The organism is Shewanella sp. UCD-KL12, from assembly GCF_001957125.1.
In the GTDB taxonomy this organism is placed as follows: domain Bacteria; phylum Pseudomonadota; class Gammaproteobacteria; order Enterobacterales; family Shewanellaceae; genus Shewanella.
The window spans coordinates 1-18,815 of the sequence record NZ_MPHJ01000025.1; the positions used below are offsets into that span (position 1 = coordinate 1).

Sequence of the window (18,815 nt, forward strand, 5' to 3'; positions counted from 1 at the left end):
GGTAGCTACGTTCGGAATCGATAACCGCTGAAAGCATCTAAGCGGGAAGCGAGTCCTAAGATGAGTCATCCCTAGAGATTTAATCTCTCTAAAGAGCCGTTCTAGACTAGGACGTTGATAGGCAAGGTGTGTAAGCGTTGTGAGGCGTTGAGCTAACTTGTACTAATGACTCGTGAGGCTTAACCATACAACCCAGATGGGTTTGTGGTGATTAATGATGATTACTTTACAAGCACAAAAGAATACAAACTTGATTTAAGTTAGAATGATTATAAAACCCAATTAGCTTTTCAAATTTCCAAATTAGTCTGGAAACCATAGCATTGTGGCCCCACCTGATCCCATCTCGAACTCAGAAGTGAAACGCAATAGCGCCGATGGTAGTGTGGGGTCTCCCCATGTGAGAGTAGGTCATTTCCAGGCGCCTAATAAACGATAAATCCCCAGCACTTTGTGTTGGGGATTTTTTCGTTTTTAGCCTGGAAGGATGACCACTCAAACATGGGGAAATGAAGAGTCCGAACGTAGTGAGGCCCAATACCCATGTGAAGTAGGGTGAGATGGGTGCTGTTGGCGAAGCGTAGCTTTGCGCCCATTGAGCGCGGAGGGTGGCGACCTACATGGATTTAGGCAGTGCAGTTTATGCAGGATGCATTAAACTGCCCCGTAGCTGACCATGACAGGCGCACTCTTAATTTAGGTAGAGAAGCCACCACTCATATAAGTTAAGAGCAGGTGGCTTTTTTGCGTTTGGGCCTTTTGAAAATAGTCAGTTGTTAGCTCGAACTTACCAGTGGTGGTAACAGGTGACTTACCTACTTAAGCACGTGCGTGCAATACCTACTCCCGATGTCGGTCCATAAATGCTCCTCGGCTCTAGCATCCTGCTTCGCTCTACCTTCTATATCCATATAGTCGTTCAATATCGACACTTCCATGTGCCTAGCCTCCGCCTTCGCAAGAAGTTACTCTCGCTACGAGCTAGCAATGTACTTCGTACATAAACCGCAATCTCTCCGCCCCCATGTGTTCGCTTCGCGAACCGAGGGCGATTATATGCTCCTAGGTAACTGCTCCTGCGTTACCCTAGCTCCTGAATCTATTCAGTCGTGCATAATCGACACTTTCGGTGCTTGGTATGATCGACATAGAGCTCGATTGAAGCTGATTATTCGAAGGTGCAATTAACAATTTCATATGCAGCGGTAGCTGTCGCTTCATCGCCGAGCTTGATAAGTAGCAATGATGACTTCTGGATAGAAAAGAGTTCATCTATAGGGGAAATATGGCTCTTATACTTATAGAGCCACAGAACGATATGATTGGTATAATTTAAAAGGCAAGGTTACCCGAATAATAGCTTATCTACTATAGCTCTATTGGCTTCAGGAAAGTCGTAGTGTGGTAGATCATTTTTATTAACCCACCTGATTTCTTGACCTTCTAAACCAATAGCCTTACCGCTAAAATTTTCGACTTTATGGATATCCAATAAGACACTTTTATCATCATAATCATGACGTATCTGCATTAAAGGAATTGTAGAGGTAATGTTAAGATCTACTTCTTCTTTAAGCTCTCTAATTAGAGCCTCAGTCGTTGTTTCATTGCTTTCGACCTTACCACCAGGAAATTCCCATTTACCACCTTGGTGAAGATTGTTAGGACGCTTTGCTAGTAATATCAGATTATCTTGGTCGACTATGACACCGACTGCGACGTGTACGACTTTTTGGCTGGTCATCTTAGGCATCAAGTTAATCCTGTTTAAAGAAGGTTTCTTCGTCGTAACCTAAACTATCTAGCTCTTCAGGATCGAACTCAGATTTGACCGGAATTGCATTCTTTTCTGATGCCCAGTCACCGAGGTCAATCAGCTTGCAGCGGTCGCTGCAGAAAGGCTTAAATTTAGATTGTGCACTCCACTGAACTTCATTCTGACATGTTGGACATTTAACGGTTAAAGGCATGGAGGTCTCTTAATGTTTTTGCTTAATTCAATCTGATTAGAAGAGTGAAAATAGGATACTAGAAAGGACAATGATACCTATTTTAAATGCAGGTTGCTAACTTAAACTCTATAGCTTTATCTGAATGCTTTTGCTGATCAAATTGCACAAAGTGTATTGCGTATCGATTTCTATGGCCACTAATTGTTGGGTAGCAGCCTTGTTGAGATTCTAATTGCACTCTAATTAATGAGAGTGCTTGATTGCTATTGGCTTGATAGAATCCTGCCTTTGCTACAGCATCTGTATATTCAGTGGTTAACCTTGTAAGCTCAAGTAATAAACTAATAGGCGAAAGTAGAGCCTGAAAGGTATTAATCCACTGAGAGTATTCCTGTTTACGGATATCCCAAGGTTTCGCTAACCAATAATGCAACTGAGGCAGGTCGAAATTACAGCAGGCACCTGGCATATTAAATCTTTGACGTAGGGCAGATAAAAAACGGTCTTGCTTTAACTGACTACCAGGGCGGTCCGAAGCGCAGAGTAATTCTCTCGCTAGGATTAGTTTGTCAAGATACTTGTTCACTTGCTGACGGTTGATGTGGGGGAGGTTTTGCCAGTTTTCGAGGAGTTTTATCTGCTTATCTAAATCTTTAAGGACTTCCCCCCTGTAGTCGCACCGCTCAGCTAACTCACACAGAGAGAAAAGTGGATAGAAACAACGGTGCTGATGATCTTGCTCTAGATTAAGTTGAAGTTGCTGCTCTAAGTATTCTAAGCGCAAATAGCTTCTTGTTTTTTCATTTAGAGGTTGTTCATAAACTAGTTCAGTCATGGGATTATTTAAGCATTTTGGCCAATTTAATATAATTATTATGTAATGTAGCTATTTTGCTTTTTAGTGCCGAAATCTTTCCCTGATTATCTATAACATCATCAGCTTTCCTTAGCTTTTCATCTCTCGGATGTTGGCTTGCTATTATCCTATTGACCTGTTCAATGGATACAGCATCTCTCTCTGCAGTTCGAGTACGTTGAAGTTCTGGTGGAATATCAACCAAAAGTGTTCGATTAACTAACCTATCTAAATCATTCTCAAATAGCAAGGGAGCGACCAAAATAGCGTATGGAGATCGTGTATTTTCAAGCTGCTTGAGCATTTCAAAGCGTATGATTGGATGAAGGAGAGCATTGAGCCATTTGCGTTCGTTTTCATTATTAAAAATTAGCTCCCTCAAAGCTGCTCTATTTAAGCTTGAGTCTATGTTTAGGACGCCTTCACCGAAGTGTTCAGATATTTGTTCTAGACCTGGCGTCCCCACCTCCACCACTTCTCTTGCAACAACATCTGCATCTACTAGCTCAATACCTAGGGATAAAAATTGATTTGCTACGGTTGTTTTGCCGCTACCTATGCCGCCTGTAAGGCCAACTATAAATTTAGACATTAAATAGTCTCTATGTACAATATTTTTAAATTAAAGGCTTGATAGGTACCAAGCATTTATATCGCTACCCCAGATCATCGCTATCCAACCAGCCAATGCTATATAAGGACCAAATGGAATTGGGTTGCCACCATCTAGCTTCTTAGAGATGATCAATGCTATGCCCACAATTGCGCCAAGGAGTGAAGATAGCAAAATAATCAAAGGAAGAAACTGCCAACCAAACCAAGCACCAAAAACAGCTAACAGCTTAAAATCTCCATAACCCATGCCTTCTTTCCCGGTAAGCAGTTTAAATGCCCAAAAGACACTCCACAGGCTCATATATCCTGCAGCTGCTCCGATTAAAGCATCAGATGGTGTCGTGAAGGTACTGTTTAAATTTATCAGTAAACCTAGCCATAGAAGAGGTAGGGTAATTTGATCTGGGAGTAGCATCTCATCAAGATCTATACCTGTTAGAGCCACTAAAGCAAAAGTTAGCGTAGTTGCAAATACAAACTCCCAGCTAGGCCCGAAATGCATGGCAACAAATGAAACCATTAAAGCTGTCATTAACTCAATAATAGGGTAGCGAGCTGAGATTGAGGTGCTACATGATGCACACTTTCCCTTTAGCATTAGCCAGCCTATGATCGGCAGGTTATGCCATGGCTTGATATCTGCTTTACATTTAGGGCAAGCAGATCCTGGAACAACGAGGTTATATCTCTCTGGGTAACTGTCAATCGGGCTATCGAGTTTTTTCGCGATAGGCTTAATTAACTCGTGATGGTATTCGGTAAGGTACTGATTGCACTCTTGCTGCCACTCCCTTTTCATCATGACAGGTAGGCGGTGGATCACTACATTGATAAAGCTGCCAATAACGGCTGCAAAAACGAAAGCTATAGCGCTGAAGAGCCACAAGTTGTGGCTTAAAATAGTTATAAATTCTGACATTTTATCTTCTTGTAATAGTTCTTGTATTAGTTCTTGTATTAGTTCTTGTATTAGTTCTTTGAGTAATTAGAAGGTATATAAATCCATTGGGCAAACCTAGCTTACAACTTTACCCATTTCGAAGATAGGAAGATACATGGCAACAATCAAACTACCGACTAATGAACCGATCACTACCATCATAATCGGCTCAATGAGACTTGATAGGCCATCTACAGCATCATCGACCTGCATCTCATAGATATTAGCGACTTTGTTGAGCATTTCATCAAGACCGCCAGATTCTTCACCAATCATCACCATCTGAATTAGCATATCAGGGAAGAGTCCTGTTGTGCGCATGGCGACATTCATCTGCATACCTGCCATTACCTCAGTACGAACTTTTACTAAGGCCTTGCGATAAACCGCGTTACCAGAAGCGCCTGCTGCGGACTCTAGTCCATCAATAAGAGGGACACCTGCTGCAAATGTAGTAGCTAACGTTCGTGCAAAGCGCGCCATTGCTGCTTTATGCAGAATAGGACCGATAGCCGGAATTTTAAGCAAGTAGGCATCAACTTGATCTCTGAACAGCTGTGAATTTCGATGTGTTCTTACGAATAAAAACGTACCGACAATAATGGCTACGGCAAAGATATACCAGGAAGATTGTAAAGCTTCAGAAATATCTATGACCAGTTGAGTAAATGCGGGAAGTTCGGCACCAAAACCGGCAAATATCTCCTGAAACTGTGGTACTACAAAGAGTAGGAGCAGAGTGGTTACACCTATTGCAACAACCACTACTGCAGCTGGGTAGAACATGGCCTTTTTAATTTTTGATTTTAGCGCTTCAGCTTTTTCACGGTACATGGCTATTCGATCAAAAACCGCATCTAGTGATCCAGAGTGTTCACCAGCGGCTACCAAGTCGACAAAAAGGTCATCGAAGTATTGCCTATGTGGCCTTAATGCGTCAGAGAGTGGGATACCAGATTGAATGTCGTTTAAAATTGTGCCTAAAAGTTCACGCATTTTGGCTTTTTCATGACCTCGGCCTAACATCTCTATGGTGGTCACCAGTGGTACTCCGGCAGATAGCATGGTCGCTATTTGGCGAGTGATCATGGCGATATCCATAGGTTTGATCTTAGGATCGCCAAGCTTGAAAAGCGAGTCAGATTGTTTGCGAACTGATTTCGGATTCACCCCTTGGGTTTTTAGTTGGCTACGAACTTCGGCGGCAGTGCTGCCTTTTAGCTCCCCTGATGTTTTTTGGCCAGCTTTATTTACTCCCTTCCATTCGAAGGTGTAAACTTTTGGTTGGCTTTTGGCATTGTTTTTTTGAGTTCTAGCCTGTCTTTTTTTTGCTGCGGTTGTTGTTGCCATGGCTAGTCCTTACACTGGTCAAGTTACGAGTTACGAGTTACGAGTTACGAGTTACGAGTTACGAGTTACGAGTCTAGAAGCTAGTGACTCGATTTATTTCTGCAATACTGGTTACGCCTTGAATCACTTTCAGCAGTCCTGAATCCCGTAGATCTCGCATACCTTGTTCTTTTGCTTGAGTACATATCTGCAAGGAGTTTCCTCCCTCCATAATCGTACGGGCTATCTCATCCGACATCTTCATGACTTCATATATACCAACACGGCCCTTATATCCGCCTGAGCAAAAGTCGCAGCCGACTGGCTTAAAGGGAGTTATACCTTCATCGATATGTTCCTGTTTAAAGCCAAGCTTTAATAGTTCGTGATCCGGAATATCTTCAGCTTGTTTACACTCAGGGCAAAGTCTACGTGAAAGGCGCTGGGCAATAATCAGGTTTACAGAGCTTGCTATGTTATATCCTGGAACCCCCATATTAATCAGGCGCGTTAAGGTTTCGGCTGCGGAGTTTGTATGTAGAGTCGATAGTACTAGGTGACCAGTTTGGGCGGCTTTTATCGCAATCTCTGCAGTTTCTAGATCTCGTATCTCACCGACCATGACAACATCGGGATCTTGACGTAGGAAAGAACGTAACGCTGAAGCGAAAGTCAGTCCAGCTTTAAGGTTAATATGAACTTGGTTTACGCCCTCAAGATTAATCTCTACAGGATCCTCGGCGGTAGAGATATTCCTAGCTTCGGTGTTTAAAATATTGAGACCAGTATACAAAGAAACGGTCTTACCGGAACCTGTTGGCCCAGTTACTAGAATCATCCCTTGCGGCTTTTCAAGCATCTGCTCATAGAGCTCTCGTTGATCATCTTCATAACCTAGCTTTTCGATACCAAGTTGCGCGGATGATGAGTCAAGGATACGCATTACAATTTTCTCGCCCCAAATTGTGGGGAGCGTGCTGACACGAAAATCGATAGATTTTGTACGTGAAAGCTTCATCTTGATGCGACCATCTTGCGGTACTCTTCGCTCTGCAATATCAAGTTTTGACATTACTTTAAGGCGTGCAGATATTCGATTAGTTAAGTTTACTGGAGGTTCTGAAACTTCATGCAAAATACCATCAATACGAAAACGAATGCGGTAACGTTTCTCATATGGCTCAAAATGAAGGTCTGATGCGCCTTTGCGGATGGCATCGGTCAAAATTTTATTGATATAGATAACGATAGGGGCATCATCACCACCTTCACCCTGCTCCTCCTCGCGTTTACTGGGATCATCGACCTCGATATCGGCCAATGCTGATTCATCAATTCCATCAAGGTCTAGGGCTGAAATATCCTCTTCGAGAGTGGTCTCAATTGCTTTAGTTAGTTTGTCATCCTCAACCAGTATTGCTTCTGCATGCAGGCCCGCACTGAATTGAAAATCCTCAAGTGCTGCGATATTGGTCGGATCTGATGTGCCGATATATAAGCGATTACCACGCTTAAAAAGAGGTAAACATTTATGTTTTTCAATTAATTTTTTATTGAGAAACTCTTCAGGAATACTCCCTATATCAAATTCATCAAGATCGAGCAAGGGTGTACCATATTCTTCATAACAGAGTTCAGCTATTTCCCGTGCAGAGATGAGCTTTTCTGAGACTATGGTAGAGACAAGAGAGTGTTTATTTTGACGAGACTTGGCTATAGCAGATGCGATCTGCTCTTCGGTGAGCAAATTTTTACGAATGAAGAGGGTAGATAAACCTAGGTGTAAGCCTGTAGTGGGCATGGATTTCCTTCAAAAATAAAATCAAAGAGGCTGGTTTTCAACCTCTTTGATTAGGAATTGTAAATCTACTGTATACCTGCGCCTTTTTGGCATAATGCTAAATCATTAGTTGATGCCATAGAATATGTTACACCACCATTTCCATCAAATGCTGCAGTAAGTGTACATTTTGATTCGGTCCATACAAGGCTTACAGCGGTATCTTGTGCAGGATCTGCTGTAAGGGCTGTCATTTTTTTATTTTTTGCTACTTCATCTTTTATACCAGCACAGCCGATACCTGTTTGGTTACAAGCTTGAATTTTTTGTGCGAATGCAGTTAATCCTTTCATTGAAGCACCACCTTCAGAAGAGGTGACGTAATCTTTATACGCTGGCAGTGCAATCGCGGCGAGAATACCGATAATTGCTACAACGATCATTAATTCAATAAGGGTGAAACCCTTAGCGTTCTTGTTTAGCTTGTTTTTTAAGTTAATGCCTTTCATTTTCTCTCTCCGTTGACCGTATAAGTTCGACGCTTTACTAACATTTACGAATTTAAAATGTGAAGTGAAGTAACTTAATTATAGACCTGTTAGCTGTAATGCTCCTGCGCTAGCTAAATTTCCTTAAACAAGTTCTATTATTCTTACTATCTTCTACAATATTGTTTGTCAGCAATTACCTTTAACACGTTAAAAGTAGGGTCTTGCTCTTCATGTCATTTTGCTAAATGTAATAAAATTCAATTAATGTTTTACTGATTTCTTTATTTATGTGTCTTGTAGCATTTCGGCAAACCGCACCTTTGTTCTCCTCCATTTCAATACCAAGTAAAACCTGGCTTCGAAAGGTTGAGCGGTTCTTTCAACTAAGTTTCTCAAGAAGGCTTCTAAAGAGGTCTCTTATGGCATTTTTGAGGAACTTAAGTGAACCTAAGGTGAGGTAGGCCGAACTGGCCATCTCGCCTACGTCCAAAGTTAGTACAAAGTTAATAAGAATGGAACTGTAAATTACAACAAAGTACTAATTTGGCGACAATTTAGTCTAAAAGGGTTACTTTTTTGTTAATTTGGTTCTAGCGTTTTTTTGTCGGTGTATGAAAAGATGTCACTTATAGTGTTAGTGTCAAAATTTGGACGTAATTCTAGATGGAATCACTAGCTTTACAATCCTGATTAGTTTTTTAGTTCGCATGAGTAAATAGCGGTCAAAAAGCAGTTTAAAGTGATAAAGCCGCTTTGAGGGGCAAAATGTTAACGGAAGTTAATCAATAGCTGATTATCAGAGAGTGATGGGATGGTCAGTGGCCCTATCTATTATAGGGCCACCTTAAAAGTATATTTGGCTGGGTTAGCTTTTTAAACGAAGTGATAGATCTAAAGCTTGTAGGTGTTTGGTCAAAGCGCCAACAGAGATATAGTCCACGCCAGTTTTAGCAAAATCAGCGATGGTATCGATAGTCACGTTACCTGATACCTCGAGTTTGGCCTGCTCACTGTCGGCTAAGCGATTATTTAGCTCTACTGCTTCAAGCATCATAGTAATATCAAAATTATCTAGCATGATAATATCTGAGCCTGCTTCTAGCGCTTGTTGCAACTCCAATATACTCTCCACTTCAACTTCGACAAGTTTGTCTGAGTGAAGCTCCCGAGCCTTTTCTATCGCCTTTCCTATTCCACCACAGGCCATAATGTGGTTCTCCTTAATTAAGAAGGCGTCAAATAGACCGATTCGATGGTTTTTCCCACCACCACAAGTTACTGCATATTTTTGCGCTGTTCGCATGCCTGGAATCGTTTTACGAGTATCGAGTAGTTTTGTATGCGTGCTCGCAATTTTATCGACATATTTTTTAGTGAGTGTAGCGGTGCCTGATAGCGTCTGAATAAAATTCATTGCCGTTCTCTCACCAGTCAGAATATCGCGTGCTGGACCTGACAGTTCACATAATAGTTGATTTGGAACCACAAGGTCGCCATCATCGACGTGCCAATGAAGGGCTACTTCGCCACCAAGTTGATTAAAAACCTGCTCAGCCCAAGCTTTACCACAAAATACGCCCTCTTCTCGTGTGATAAGGCTTGCTTGAGCGTGTCTATCGGCTGGTATCAGCTGTGCTGTGATATCTGATTCTGTTCTTTTTATCGCCTCATCATTACTATCAGTGTGAGAGGGTATTGCTTGATATCCAAGATCTTCCTCGAGCGCTGCTTTTACTGAGGTTCTAATATCATTTTCCAGCATTGTATAGTCCTTGATGGTCTTATAATCACCACAGAGGGGATTTTCAATTAAACCGATATTATCAAAGTTGAGGTTTAACTTCGATATAGAATTGAGCTAGTTTTATCATTCTATGCTCGATTTAGCGGGATTAGTGAAGCGTGGATGCAAAGGGGATAGGTCCCATATTCCTAATGACTATTTTGTTTAATACTTTCATTTATAGACGTACTGATAAATGAGTTTACTCCTCTGTTTTGTTAAGATAAATTGGCTATATTAACCATTGTCTGGGAAGAGGTGCGAGGCTTGGTTCATATCTGTTAATTGTTAAAGCTATATAAGGTATAGATGGCAGGACATTATGATGAGCGACTGATTGTTGATAATGGCTGGGTTAAGTCAGCGCGGCATTGCATATCTCCGCACTTTAATCAAAGACCTATTGCTGAGATTAGTTTACTCGTTATTCATAATATTAGTTTGCCAGCGGGTTGCTTTGGCCTCCCCTATATTGATCAACTTTTTCAAGGTTGTCTTGAGAGTGAGAAAGATGCGAGTTTTAGCGACCTAGTGGGGTTAGAAGTCTCTGCACATTTTCTAATTCGACGAGATGGGGAGTTGGTGCAGTATGTTAGCTGCGATGATCGAGCTTGGCATGCAGGGGTATCGAGTTATTTAGGGCGTAATGGGTGTAATGATTTCTCCTTGGGTGTTGAACTCGAGGGGACAGACACTCAAGCGTATACGTCAGCTCAATACAAACGGCTGCAACAGCTTACTCTTGCCTTGTTTGAATCCTATCCTATGCTAAATGCAGATAGCGTAGTAGGGCATTGTGATATCGCCCCAGGTCGAAAAACCGATCCAGGTGAAAGCTTTGACTGGAAAAAATACCGTTCTAGCATACGGAACCGATAGTTAGGCTAGTTGCTTAAAGTTAGGCTTTAAGCTCATTGTTTAGAAGGACTACAAGATGGCGCTTTTTTCTCTTTTGATCGCAATCATGGTTGAACGTCTTAAGCTACTTCCTAAGACATGGCAGCTAGAGTCTCTGTTGGCTTTGTATACCAAACTTTTTTTCGGTAGTAAGCAGCTTAAGTCGGAATTAATGATGGCCATAGCACTCTTGTTACCCATGCTTGCGATTCAAATTACAACCTGGGCTGTTCAAGGTATGTTTTGGGGAGGGCTGAGTCTACTGCTTTGGGTTGGTGTTTCCATATTGTGCTTTAGCCATCAACGTCAACGAATTGCATTTAAACGTTATATGCAAGCGGCGTGTCGTGGCGACGCTCAAGCCTGTTACCACTTTGCTGAAGAGCTAGATCGTAACCGCTCTGTTGATGCCGTAAGTGAAGGTGATTTAGGGGCCAAAGTTGGCCAAAGTGTTGCCTGGATAAACTATCGATTCTATGGCGCCGTTGCCCTGTACCTTATATTCTTTGGGCCTGCAGGCGCGATTCTTTACTGCACTGTTAGGTATTATGCCGACGAAAGCCATCAAAACTCCCAAGAACTGCCGATAGTTGACAATGTCTTGATGCTATTGGATTGGCTGCCCAGTAGAATATTTTCTTTTGGTTACGTGTTAAGTGGACAGTTCACACAAGCATTTAACTGTTGGCGAAAGCTAGGGTTTAGCCTTAATACGAGTGCAAGAGATATTATATCTCAGGTTGCGATGGCTGCAGAAGCAACGCCGGAAACAAGTGCGAAACCTATATGTGTACAGTCAACGTTGGCCTTTCTTCAGTTGAGCAAGCGAAACTTTATTCTGCTTTTAACAACCTTATCTCTATTAACTATATTTGGTGTCGTGACCTAATACTAATCAGGTTAGCCTAGCTCATTTAGAGAGATGCTTCATACGTATCAATCACTCTATTTAATGTGCAGTTCGTTTTCACTGGTGACAATGGTCAGACCTTTAACTTCAGCATTTAAGCTATGCTCACACATCTTGAGTTTACATGAAGCCGATCACAAACTGGACTTTCAAAATGTGATTTGATAAAGTGCGCTCAGTCAATTAAATTGGTAAGACCAATTTACAATAGGAGCTGAGGGCCATATGGCTTATAGCAAAATTAACCAGCCAAAAATTTCTGACGTTATTATGGGTCAGTTAGAGCAGATGATCTTGGAGGGAAGTCTCCAGCCAGGTCAAAAGCTCCCTCCTGAACGTGAACTAGCACTTCAGTTTGAAGTCTCTCGTCCATCTCTTCGTGAAGCAATCCAAAAGCTTGAAGCAAAAGGGCTTCTTCTCCGCCGTCAAGGTGGTGGAACCTATGTCAAAGAGCAATTGTGGCAGAGCTTAGCCGATCCTATTGTTGAACTGATGCATAGTGACTCTGAGAGTCAATATGATCTACTTGAATTTAGACATGCTACAGAAGGCATGATGGCCTATTTTGCTGCGCTTCGTGGAACCGATGCCGATATGCAAAATATCAAACGCACCATTATGGATGTCGAGGCAGCTAAAGAGGTTGAAGAACAGGCTAAAGCGATTGTCTGTTTCTACCGTGCTATAGCCGAAGCTTCGCATAATGTGGCCATGCTCCACCTAGTATTAAGTTTGTCGCCTGTGCTGCATAAAAACGTCGCACAGAACTTAGAGCTTCTGAATCGTAGAGAAGATGCCTCATCCAGGGCGAACGAGCATAGGCTAGCATTACTTGCTGCCATCGTTCGACGTGATCCTGACGCTGCTCGTGAAGCCTCCAATGAACACTTAAGTTACATTGAAGAGGTCATGCTGGCGGTAAGGGAAGAAGATAGTCGGTTGCAGCGTAGCTTGCGCCGTTTAAAAAGCGGTGACTAGGCACACGCCTCCACCAAAGAATCTTAAAATTTAACAATTTTATTGTTTTAACCTAATTACGTATAGGGAAGGACTGCGAAATGTCTGAACATATGCTACAAGACTTAGATCCACTAGAAACCCAAGAGTGGGTTGACTCTCTACAGGCTGTGCTTGAGCAAGAGGGTCCAGAGCGTGCACATTATCTACTTGAAAAGCTTATTGATAAAGCTCGTCGCAATGGTACTCACTTGCCATACAAGGCAACAACAGCATACCTGAATACCATTCCGTCAGGGCATGAGCCACATATGCCAGGCAACCAAGAGATGGAGCGACGTATTCGTGCCATCGTTCGTTGGAATGCACTAGCAATGGTACTTCGTGGTTCGAAGAAAGATCTAGAGCTTGGTGGACATATCTCAAGCTTTGCTTCTAGTGCGACTATATATGATGTCTGTTTTAACCACTTTTTCCGTGGCCCTAATGAAAAAGACGGTGGCGATTTAGTCTATTTCCAAGGCCATATCGCACCGGGTATCTACTCGCGTTCTTTCCTTGAGGGTCGAATTAGCGAAGACCAGATGAATGGTTTCCGTCAAGAAGTTGATGGCAAAGGCTTGTCTTCATACCCACATCCTAAGTTGATGCCTGATTACTGGCAGTTCCCTACGGTATCTATGGGTCTTGGTCCAATCCAAGCCATTTATCAAGCGCGCTTCCTTAAGTATCTAACAGACCGTGGTCTAAAAGATTGCTCTGAGCAAACGGTTTACTGTTTCTTAGGTGACGGTGAGTGTGATGAGCCAGAAACATTAGGTGCTATCGGCCTAGCTGCTCGTGAAGAGTTAGATAACTTAGTCTTTATTGTTAACTGTAACCTGCAGCGTCTTGATGGCCCTGTACGTGGTAACGGTAAGATTATCCAAGAGCTTGAAGGCGAGTTCCGCGGTGCAGGCTGGGAAGCGGTTAAAGTTATTTGGGGTCGTTACTGGGATCCACTACTTGCACGCGATACTAGCGGCAAGTTACTACAGTTGATGGAAGAAACGGTAGATGGTGAATACCAAAACTGTAAAGCTAAAGGTGGTGCATACACTCGTGAGCACTTCTTTGGTAAGTACCCAGAAACTGCAGAAATGGTTGCCAACATGTCAGATGATGACATCTGGCGTCTAAACCGTGGTGGTCATGATCCAGTTAAGATTTTTGCTGCATTACAGCATGCTAAAAACACTAAAGGTCGTCCAACAGTTATCTTAGCCAAAACGGTAAAAGGCTACGGTATGGGTGATGCGGGTGAAGGTAAAAACATCGCGCACAACGTCAAGAAGATGGGTGTTGAGTCACTTAAGTACTTCCGCGATCGTTTCAACATCCCAATTTCAGATGATCAGTTAGAAGATATTCCTTTCTATCATCCAGGTGCAGACTCTGAAGAAGTTCAGTATCTAAAAGCGCGTCGCGCAGAGCTACACGGTGCAATGCCTGCACGTCGTGAGAAATTCTCCCAAGATCTTGAAATACCATCTTTGAAGATTTTTGATTCAGTGCTTAAAGGCTCAAACGGTCGTCAGATCTCAAGTACGATGGCTTTTGTACGTATTTTGACTGCACTGCTCAAAGATAAAAAGATTGGCAAGCAAATCGTACCTATAATCCCTGATGAAGCGCGTACTTTTGGTATGGAAGGTTTGTTCCGCCAAGTCGGTATTTATGCTCATGAAGGGCAAAAATACGAGCCACAAGATTCAGATCAAGTGGCATACTACCGCGAAGATAAGACCGGGCAGGTATTGCAGGAAGGTATTAATGAGTTAGGTGCTATGTCATCTTGGGTCGCTGCGGCAACCAGTTACTCTGTTAACGATACTCCAATGATCCCATTCTATATCTACTACTCTATGTTTGGTTTCCAACGTATTGGCGACATGGCATGGGCTGCAGGTGATATGCGTGCTCGTGGTTTCATGGTTGGTGGTACTTCTGGTCGTACAACCCTAAATGGTGAAGGCCTACAGCATCAAGATGGTCACAGTCATGTATTGGCTAATACCATTCCTAACTGTATCTCTTACGACCCTACTTACGGTTATGAAATCGCGGTTGTAGTACAAGACGGTATACGCCGTATGTACGGTGAACAAGAAGATGTTTTCTATTACCTCACCACAATGAACGAAAACTACGAGCAGCCAGCAATGCCAGAAGGGGCTGAAGAGGGTATCGTTAAAGGTATCTACAAGCTTGAAACCCTACAAGGTAGTGGTAAAGGTTCAGTTCAATTAATGGGTTGTGGCACAATCTTAGAGCAGGTTCGCAAAGCGGCTACAGCTTTATCTAAAGATTTTGGTATTACTACAGATGTGTTCAGCGTCACGAGCTTTAATGAGCTAACGCGTGATGGTCAGGCTGCAGAGCGTTACAACATGCTGCACCCAACTGAAACACCAAAAGTACCTTACATCAGTGAAGTACTGTCGAAAGATGCGCCAGCTATTGTCGCGACTGATTACATGAAGATTTACGGTGAACAGCTTCGAGCCTATATACCGACTGACTATAAAGTATTAGGTACGGATGGTTTTGGTCGTAGTGATAGTCGTGAGAACTTACGTCATCACTTTGAGGTTGACGCTAAATTTATTGTGATTGCATCACTTAAGTCACTTGTCGATCGTAATGAACTACCTGTTGAAGTGCTTACTAAGGCTATCAGCGAGTATGGTATCGATGTTGACAAGATCAACCCACAGTACGCGTAAGAGGGAAATAAAATGGCTGAGTTAAAAGAAATTTTAGTCCCAGATATCGGCGGTGACGAAGTTCAAGTTATCGAGATCTGTGTGGCAGTTGGTGATGCTATTGCCGCAGAAGAGTCAATTATCACGGTTGAAAGTGATAAAGCGACCATGGATATCCCAGCTCCTTTTGCTGGTGTATTAAGTGAACTTAAGGTTGCTGTGGGTGACACAGTATCAGAAGGTTCTTTAATCGCTATGATGTCTGGTGAAGCAAGCACTCCTGCTGCTGAAGTATCTGCGCCTGCAGAACCTGTGGCTGCTCCTGCACCTGAAGCGACACCAGTGGCTAGTGGTACCCAAGTGATTGAAGTGGCAGTACCTGATATTGGTGATGCTAGCGATGTTGATATTATCGAAGTCCTCGTTGCAGTTGGCGATAAGATTGAGGCAGACACAGGTCTAATTACTTTAGAGACAGATAAAGCAACCATGGAGGTGCCAGCACCTTCAGCGGGTGTTGTCAAAGCGCTTAAAGTGGCTGTTGGCGATAAAGTCTCTATGGGCTCATTAGTGTTAATGCTTGAAGTGGGTGATGCCACTTCACCTGCACCAGTAGCAGTAGAAGAAGCGGCTGTTGCAGCAACTCCTGCTGCAAGTGTTAGTGCAGTACAAGAAATTGCGGTTCCTGATATTGGTGATGCTGCAGATGTCGATGTGATTGAAGTACTTGTTGCTGTTGGTGATGAGCTGACACTTGATCAGGGCTTAATTACACTTGAGACTGATAAAGCGACCATGGAAGTACCTGCTCCTGTTGCTGGAAAGCTAGTTGGCTTAACAGTTAAAGTGGGCGATAAGGTATCACAAGGTAGCGTTATTGCGACCATTGAAACGGTTTCTGCTGCGCCAGTAGCGGCGCCGGCTTCTGTAGCAAGTGCACCAGCACCCGCTGTTGCTGCTCCATCCGCGCCAGCAGCTAGCAAGCCGCCTGTACCACATCACCCGAGTGCGGGGAGCCAGCCAAAAACTGGCGCGGTACATGCGTCACCAGCTGTTCGCCGTTTAGCGCGTGAATTTGGTGCTGATCTGACACTGGTTAAAGGTACAGGTCGTAAAGGACGTATTCTTAAAGAAGATGTTCAGGCATTTATCAAATATGAGTTAAGCCGACCAAAAGCTTCTGCTGCAACTGCTGTTGCTGGTGGGGCTGGTGGCTTGAATGTGATTGCTGCACCTAAGGTTGATTTTGCCAAGTTTGGTGAAGTTGAAGAGGTGCCACTGAGCCGAATTCAGAAGATTTCAGGTCCAAACTTACATCGCAACTGGGTAACCATCCCACATGTGACTCAGTTTGACGAAGCTGATATCACTGAGCTGGAAGCATTCCGCAAAGATCAAAACGCTGTTGCAGCTAAGAAGAAAGCGGATTATAAGATCACGCCGCTTGTCTTTATGATGAAGGCTGTAGCTAAAGCACTGGCTGAGTTCCCTGTATTTAACTCAAGCTTGAGTGCGGATGGCGAATCTTTGATTCAGAAGAAGTACTTCCATATCGGTGTTGCAGTTGATACGCCAAATGGGCTTATGGTGCCAGTGGTTCGTGATGTCGATAAGAAAGGTATTGTTGAACTTTCACGTGAACTTATGGATATCTCTGTTCGTGCCCGTGATGGCAAGCTAAAGTCTGCAGATATGCAAGGCAGCTGCTTCACGATCTCAAGCCTAGGCGGTATTGGCGGTACGGCATTTACGCCAATCGTTAACTACCCAGATGTGGCGATTTTAGGTGTATCAAAATCTGAAATTAAGCCTAAGTGGAATGGTAAAGATTTTGAGCCTAAGTTAATGCTGCCACTGTCATTATCTTACGATCACCGTGTTATTGATGGTGCTATGGCTGCGCGATTCAGCGTCACGCTTTCAAGCATTCTCAGTGATATTCGCACACTTATTTTGTAAAGTTGAAGGCTGCTCATGTTGAGCAGCCTTTTTTCTGTTACAACTAGGATTGTGATCAGTATCAAACAAAGGTTAAAATGCGGCCACCTTACAAGATTTGGCCACACTTTATCGTTGAGTCGGTGCAGCCGGCAACGAAATAAAAAGAATAGAGGAAATCATGAGTAACGAAATCAAAACTCAGGTAGTTGTACTAGGCGCAGGCCCTGCGGGCTATTCAGCTGCATTCCGCGCAGCGGATCTAGGCTTAGATACTGTCATCGTTGAACGCTTTAGCACTTTAGGTGGCGTTTGTTTAAACGTTGGTTGTATCCCATCTAAAGCATTGCTTCATGTTTCTAAAGTCATTGAAGAAGCCAAAGCAGTCGCTGATCACGGTGTTGTTTTTGGTGAGCCAAAGATTGATCTTGATAAGCTTCGCGGCTTTAAAGAAAAAGTTATTGGTCAACTTACTGGCGGATTAGGCGGAATGTCTAAAATGCGTAAAGTTGACGTTGTTAATGGTCTAGGTAAGTTCACTGGCCCTAATACGATTGAAGTACAAGGTGAAGATGGTGTTAAAGTGGTTCACTTTGAACATGCCATTATTGCTGCGGGTTCTCGTCCTATTCAGCTGCCTTTTATACCTCATGAAGATCCACGCATCTGGGATTCTACTGATGCGCTTGAACTTAAAGAAGTACCAGGCAAGCTGCTTGTTATGGGCGGCGGTATTATCGGCCTTGAAATGGGTACGGTTTACTCATCACTAGGTAGCGAAATCGACGTCGTTGAGATGTTTGACCAAGTGATTCCAGCTGCTGATAAAGACGTGGTTCGTACATTCACTAAGCAGATTAAGAAGAAGTTTAACTTAATCTTGCAAACTAAAGTGACTGCAGTTGAAGCTAAAGAAGATGGTATCTACGTTACAATGGAAGGCAAGAAAGCACCCGCTGAGCCAGTACGTTATGACGCTGTACTTGTTGCTATTGGTCGTACACCAAATGGTAAAGGTCTAGATGCAGAGAAAGCTGGCGTAAATGTTGATGAGCGTGGCTTTATCAATGTCGACAAGCAGATGCGTACCAATGTCCCTAACATTTTCGCTATTGGTGATATCGTTGGTCAGCCAATGCTAGCACACAAAGGCGTGCATGAAGGTCATGTTGCTGCTGAAGTTATCTCTGGTCTTAAGCACTTCTTCGACCCTAAAGTTATCCCATCTATTGCTTATACAGACCCTGAAGTCGCATGGGTTGGTCTAACTGAAAAAGAAGCAAAAGAGCAAGGCGTTTCATATGAGACTGCTACCTTCCCTTGGGCAGCAAGTGGCCGTGCAATCGCATCTGATGCGAGTGATGGTATGACTAAGCTTATCTTCGACAAAGAGACTCATCGAGTGATTGGTGGTGCGATTGTTGGCGTAAATGGTGGTGAATTACTAGGTGAAATCGGCCTAGCAATTGAGATGGGTTGTGATGCTGAAGATTTAGCATTAACCATTCATGCTCACCCAACGCTACATGAATCAGTGGGACTAGCTGCTGAAATGTACGAAGGCTCTATTACTGACTTGCCAAACCCTAAGGCAAAAAAGAAAAAGTAAGCTTATGTAAATTG

15 protein-coding genes and 2 rRNA genes are annotated in these 18,815 nt (G+C 43.1%); 8 read left to right on the forward strand and 9 right to left on the reverse strand.

The window, feature by feature from the left end; translation table 11 throughout:
- Positions 1–187, forward strand: a 23S ribosomal RNA gene (locus BM736_RS23545); the annotation flags it as partial.
- Positions 188–307: 120 nt separating this feature from the next.
- Positions 308–423, forward strand: a 5S ribosomal RNA gene (gene rrf, locus BM736_RS23550).
- A gap of 922 nt (positions 424–1,345) precedes the next feature.
- Here rrf and mutT read toward each other — a convergent pair.
- The 9 genes from mutT to nadC form a co-directional block, all read right to left on the reverse strand.
- Complete coding sequence (mutT, locus tag BM736_RS23555) at positions 1,346–1,753, reverse strand: 8-oxo-dGTP diphosphatase MutT (protein ID WP_372828714.1); 408 nt, start codon at positions 1,751–1,753, stop codon at positions 1,346–1,348.
- Positions 1,754–1,757: 4 nt separating this feature from the next.
- Positions 1,758–1,970: a DNA gyrase inhibitor YacG gene (gene yacG / locus BM736_RS23560; RefSeq protein WP_076416727.1), complete on the reverse strand. Its 213-nt coding sequence runs from the start codon at positions 1,968–1,970 to the stop codon at positions 1,758–1,760.
- Between the two features lie 82 nt (positions 1,971–2,052).
- Positions 2,053–2,787: a cell division protein ZapD gene (gene zapD, locus BM736_RS23565; protein ID WP_076416728.1), complete on the reverse strand. Its 735-nt coding sequence runs from the start codon at positions 2,785–2,787 to the stop codon at positions 2,053–2,055.
- Between the two features lie 4 nt (positions 2,788–2,791).
- The gene (gene coaE, locus BM736_RS23570) at positions 2,792–3,400 is read right to left on the reverse strand and encodes a dephospho-CoA kinase (RefSeq protein ID WP_076416729.1); all 609 of its coding nucleotides are present in this window, start codon (positions 3,398–3,400) and stop codon (positions 2,792–2,794) included.
- 30 nt (positions 3,401–3,430) lie between these two features.
- Positions 3,431–4,342 (reverse strand): A24 family peptidase, encoded by a 912-nt coding sequence (locus tag BM736_RS23575; protein ID WP_076416730.1) that lies wholly within the window; start codon positions 4,340–4,342, stop codon positions 3,431–3,433.
- 96 nt (positions 4,343–4,438) lie between these two features.
- On the reverse strand, positions 4,439–5,713 hold the full coding sequence (locus tag BM736_RS23580; RefSeq protein WP_076416731.1) for a type II secretion system F family protein: 1,275 nt from the start codon (positions 5,711–5,713) through the stop codon (positions 4,439–4,441).
- Between the two features lie 73 nt (positions 5,714–5,786).
- Positions 5,787–7,493, reverse strand: a complete 1,707-nt coding sequence (gene pilB / locus BM736_RS23585) for a type IV-A pilus assembly ATPase PilB (RefSeq protein WP_076416732.1) — start codon at positions 7,491–7,493, stop codon at positions 5,787–5,789.
- Positions 7,494–7,558: 65 nt separating this feature from the next.
- Entirely contained in the window at positions 7,559–7,981 is a 423-nt protein-coding gene (locus BM736_RS23590) for a prepilin-type N-terminal cleavage/methylation domain-containing protein (RefSeq protein WP_076416733.1), read from the reverse strand.
- Positions 7,982–8,828: 847 nt separating this feature from the next.
- Positions 8,829–9,725 (reverse strand): carboxylating nicotinate-nucleotide diphosphorylase, encoded by an 897-nt coding sequence (gene nadC, locus BM736_RS23595; RefSeq protein WP_076416734.1) that lies wholly within the window; start codon positions 9,723–9,725, stop codon positions 8,829–8,831.
- 330 nt (positions 9,726–10,055) lie between these two features.
- Here nadC and ampD point away from each other — a divergent pair, with 330 nt between their 5' ends.
- The 6 genes from ampD (at position 10,056) to lpdA (ending at position 18,801) form a co-directional block, all read left to right on the forward strand.
- A complete protein-coding gene (ampD, locus tag BM736_RS23600; protein WP_076416735.1) occupies positions 10,056–10,625 on the forward strand; it encodes a 1,6-anhydro-N-acetylmuramyl-L-alanine amidase AmpD in 570 nt (189 codons plus the stop codon).
- 55 nt (positions 10,626–10,680) lie between these two features.
- Entirely contained in the window at positions 10,681–11,532 is an 852-nt protein-coding gene (gene ampE / locus BM736_RS23605; RefSeq protein WP_076416736.1) for a beta-lactamase regulator AmpE, read from the forward strand.
- A gap of 246 nt (positions 11,533–11,778) precedes the next feature.
- Entirely contained in the window at positions 11,779–12,531 is a 753-nt protein-coding gene (pdhR, locus tag BM736_RS23610) for a pyruvate dehydrogenase complex transcriptional repressor PdhR (RefSeq protein ID WP_076416737.1), read from the forward strand.
- A gap of 80 nt (positions 12,532–12,611) precedes the next feature.
- Entirely contained in the window at positions 12,612–15,275 is a 2,664-nt protein-coding gene (gene aceE / locus BM736_RS23615) for a pyruvate dehydrogenase (acetyl-transferring), homodimeric type (protein WP_076416738.1), read from the forward strand.
- Between the two features lie 12 nt (positions 15,276–15,287).
- Positions 15,288–17,213, forward strand: coding sequence for a pyruvate dehydrogenase complex dihydrolipoyllysine-residue acetyltransferase (aceF, locus tag BM736_RS23620; protein WP_076416739.1), 1,926 nt, complete (start codon positions 15,288–15,290; stop codon positions 17,211–17,213).
- A gap of 160 nt (positions 17,214–17,373) precedes the next feature.
- Positions 17,374–18,801 (forward strand): dihydrolipoyl dehydrogenase, encoded by a 1,428-nt coding sequence (lpdA, locus tag BM736_RS23625; protein WP_076416740.1) that lies wholly within the window; start codon positions 17,374–17,376, stop codon positions 18,799–18,801.
- Positions 18,802–18,815: the final 14 nt, after the last annotated feature.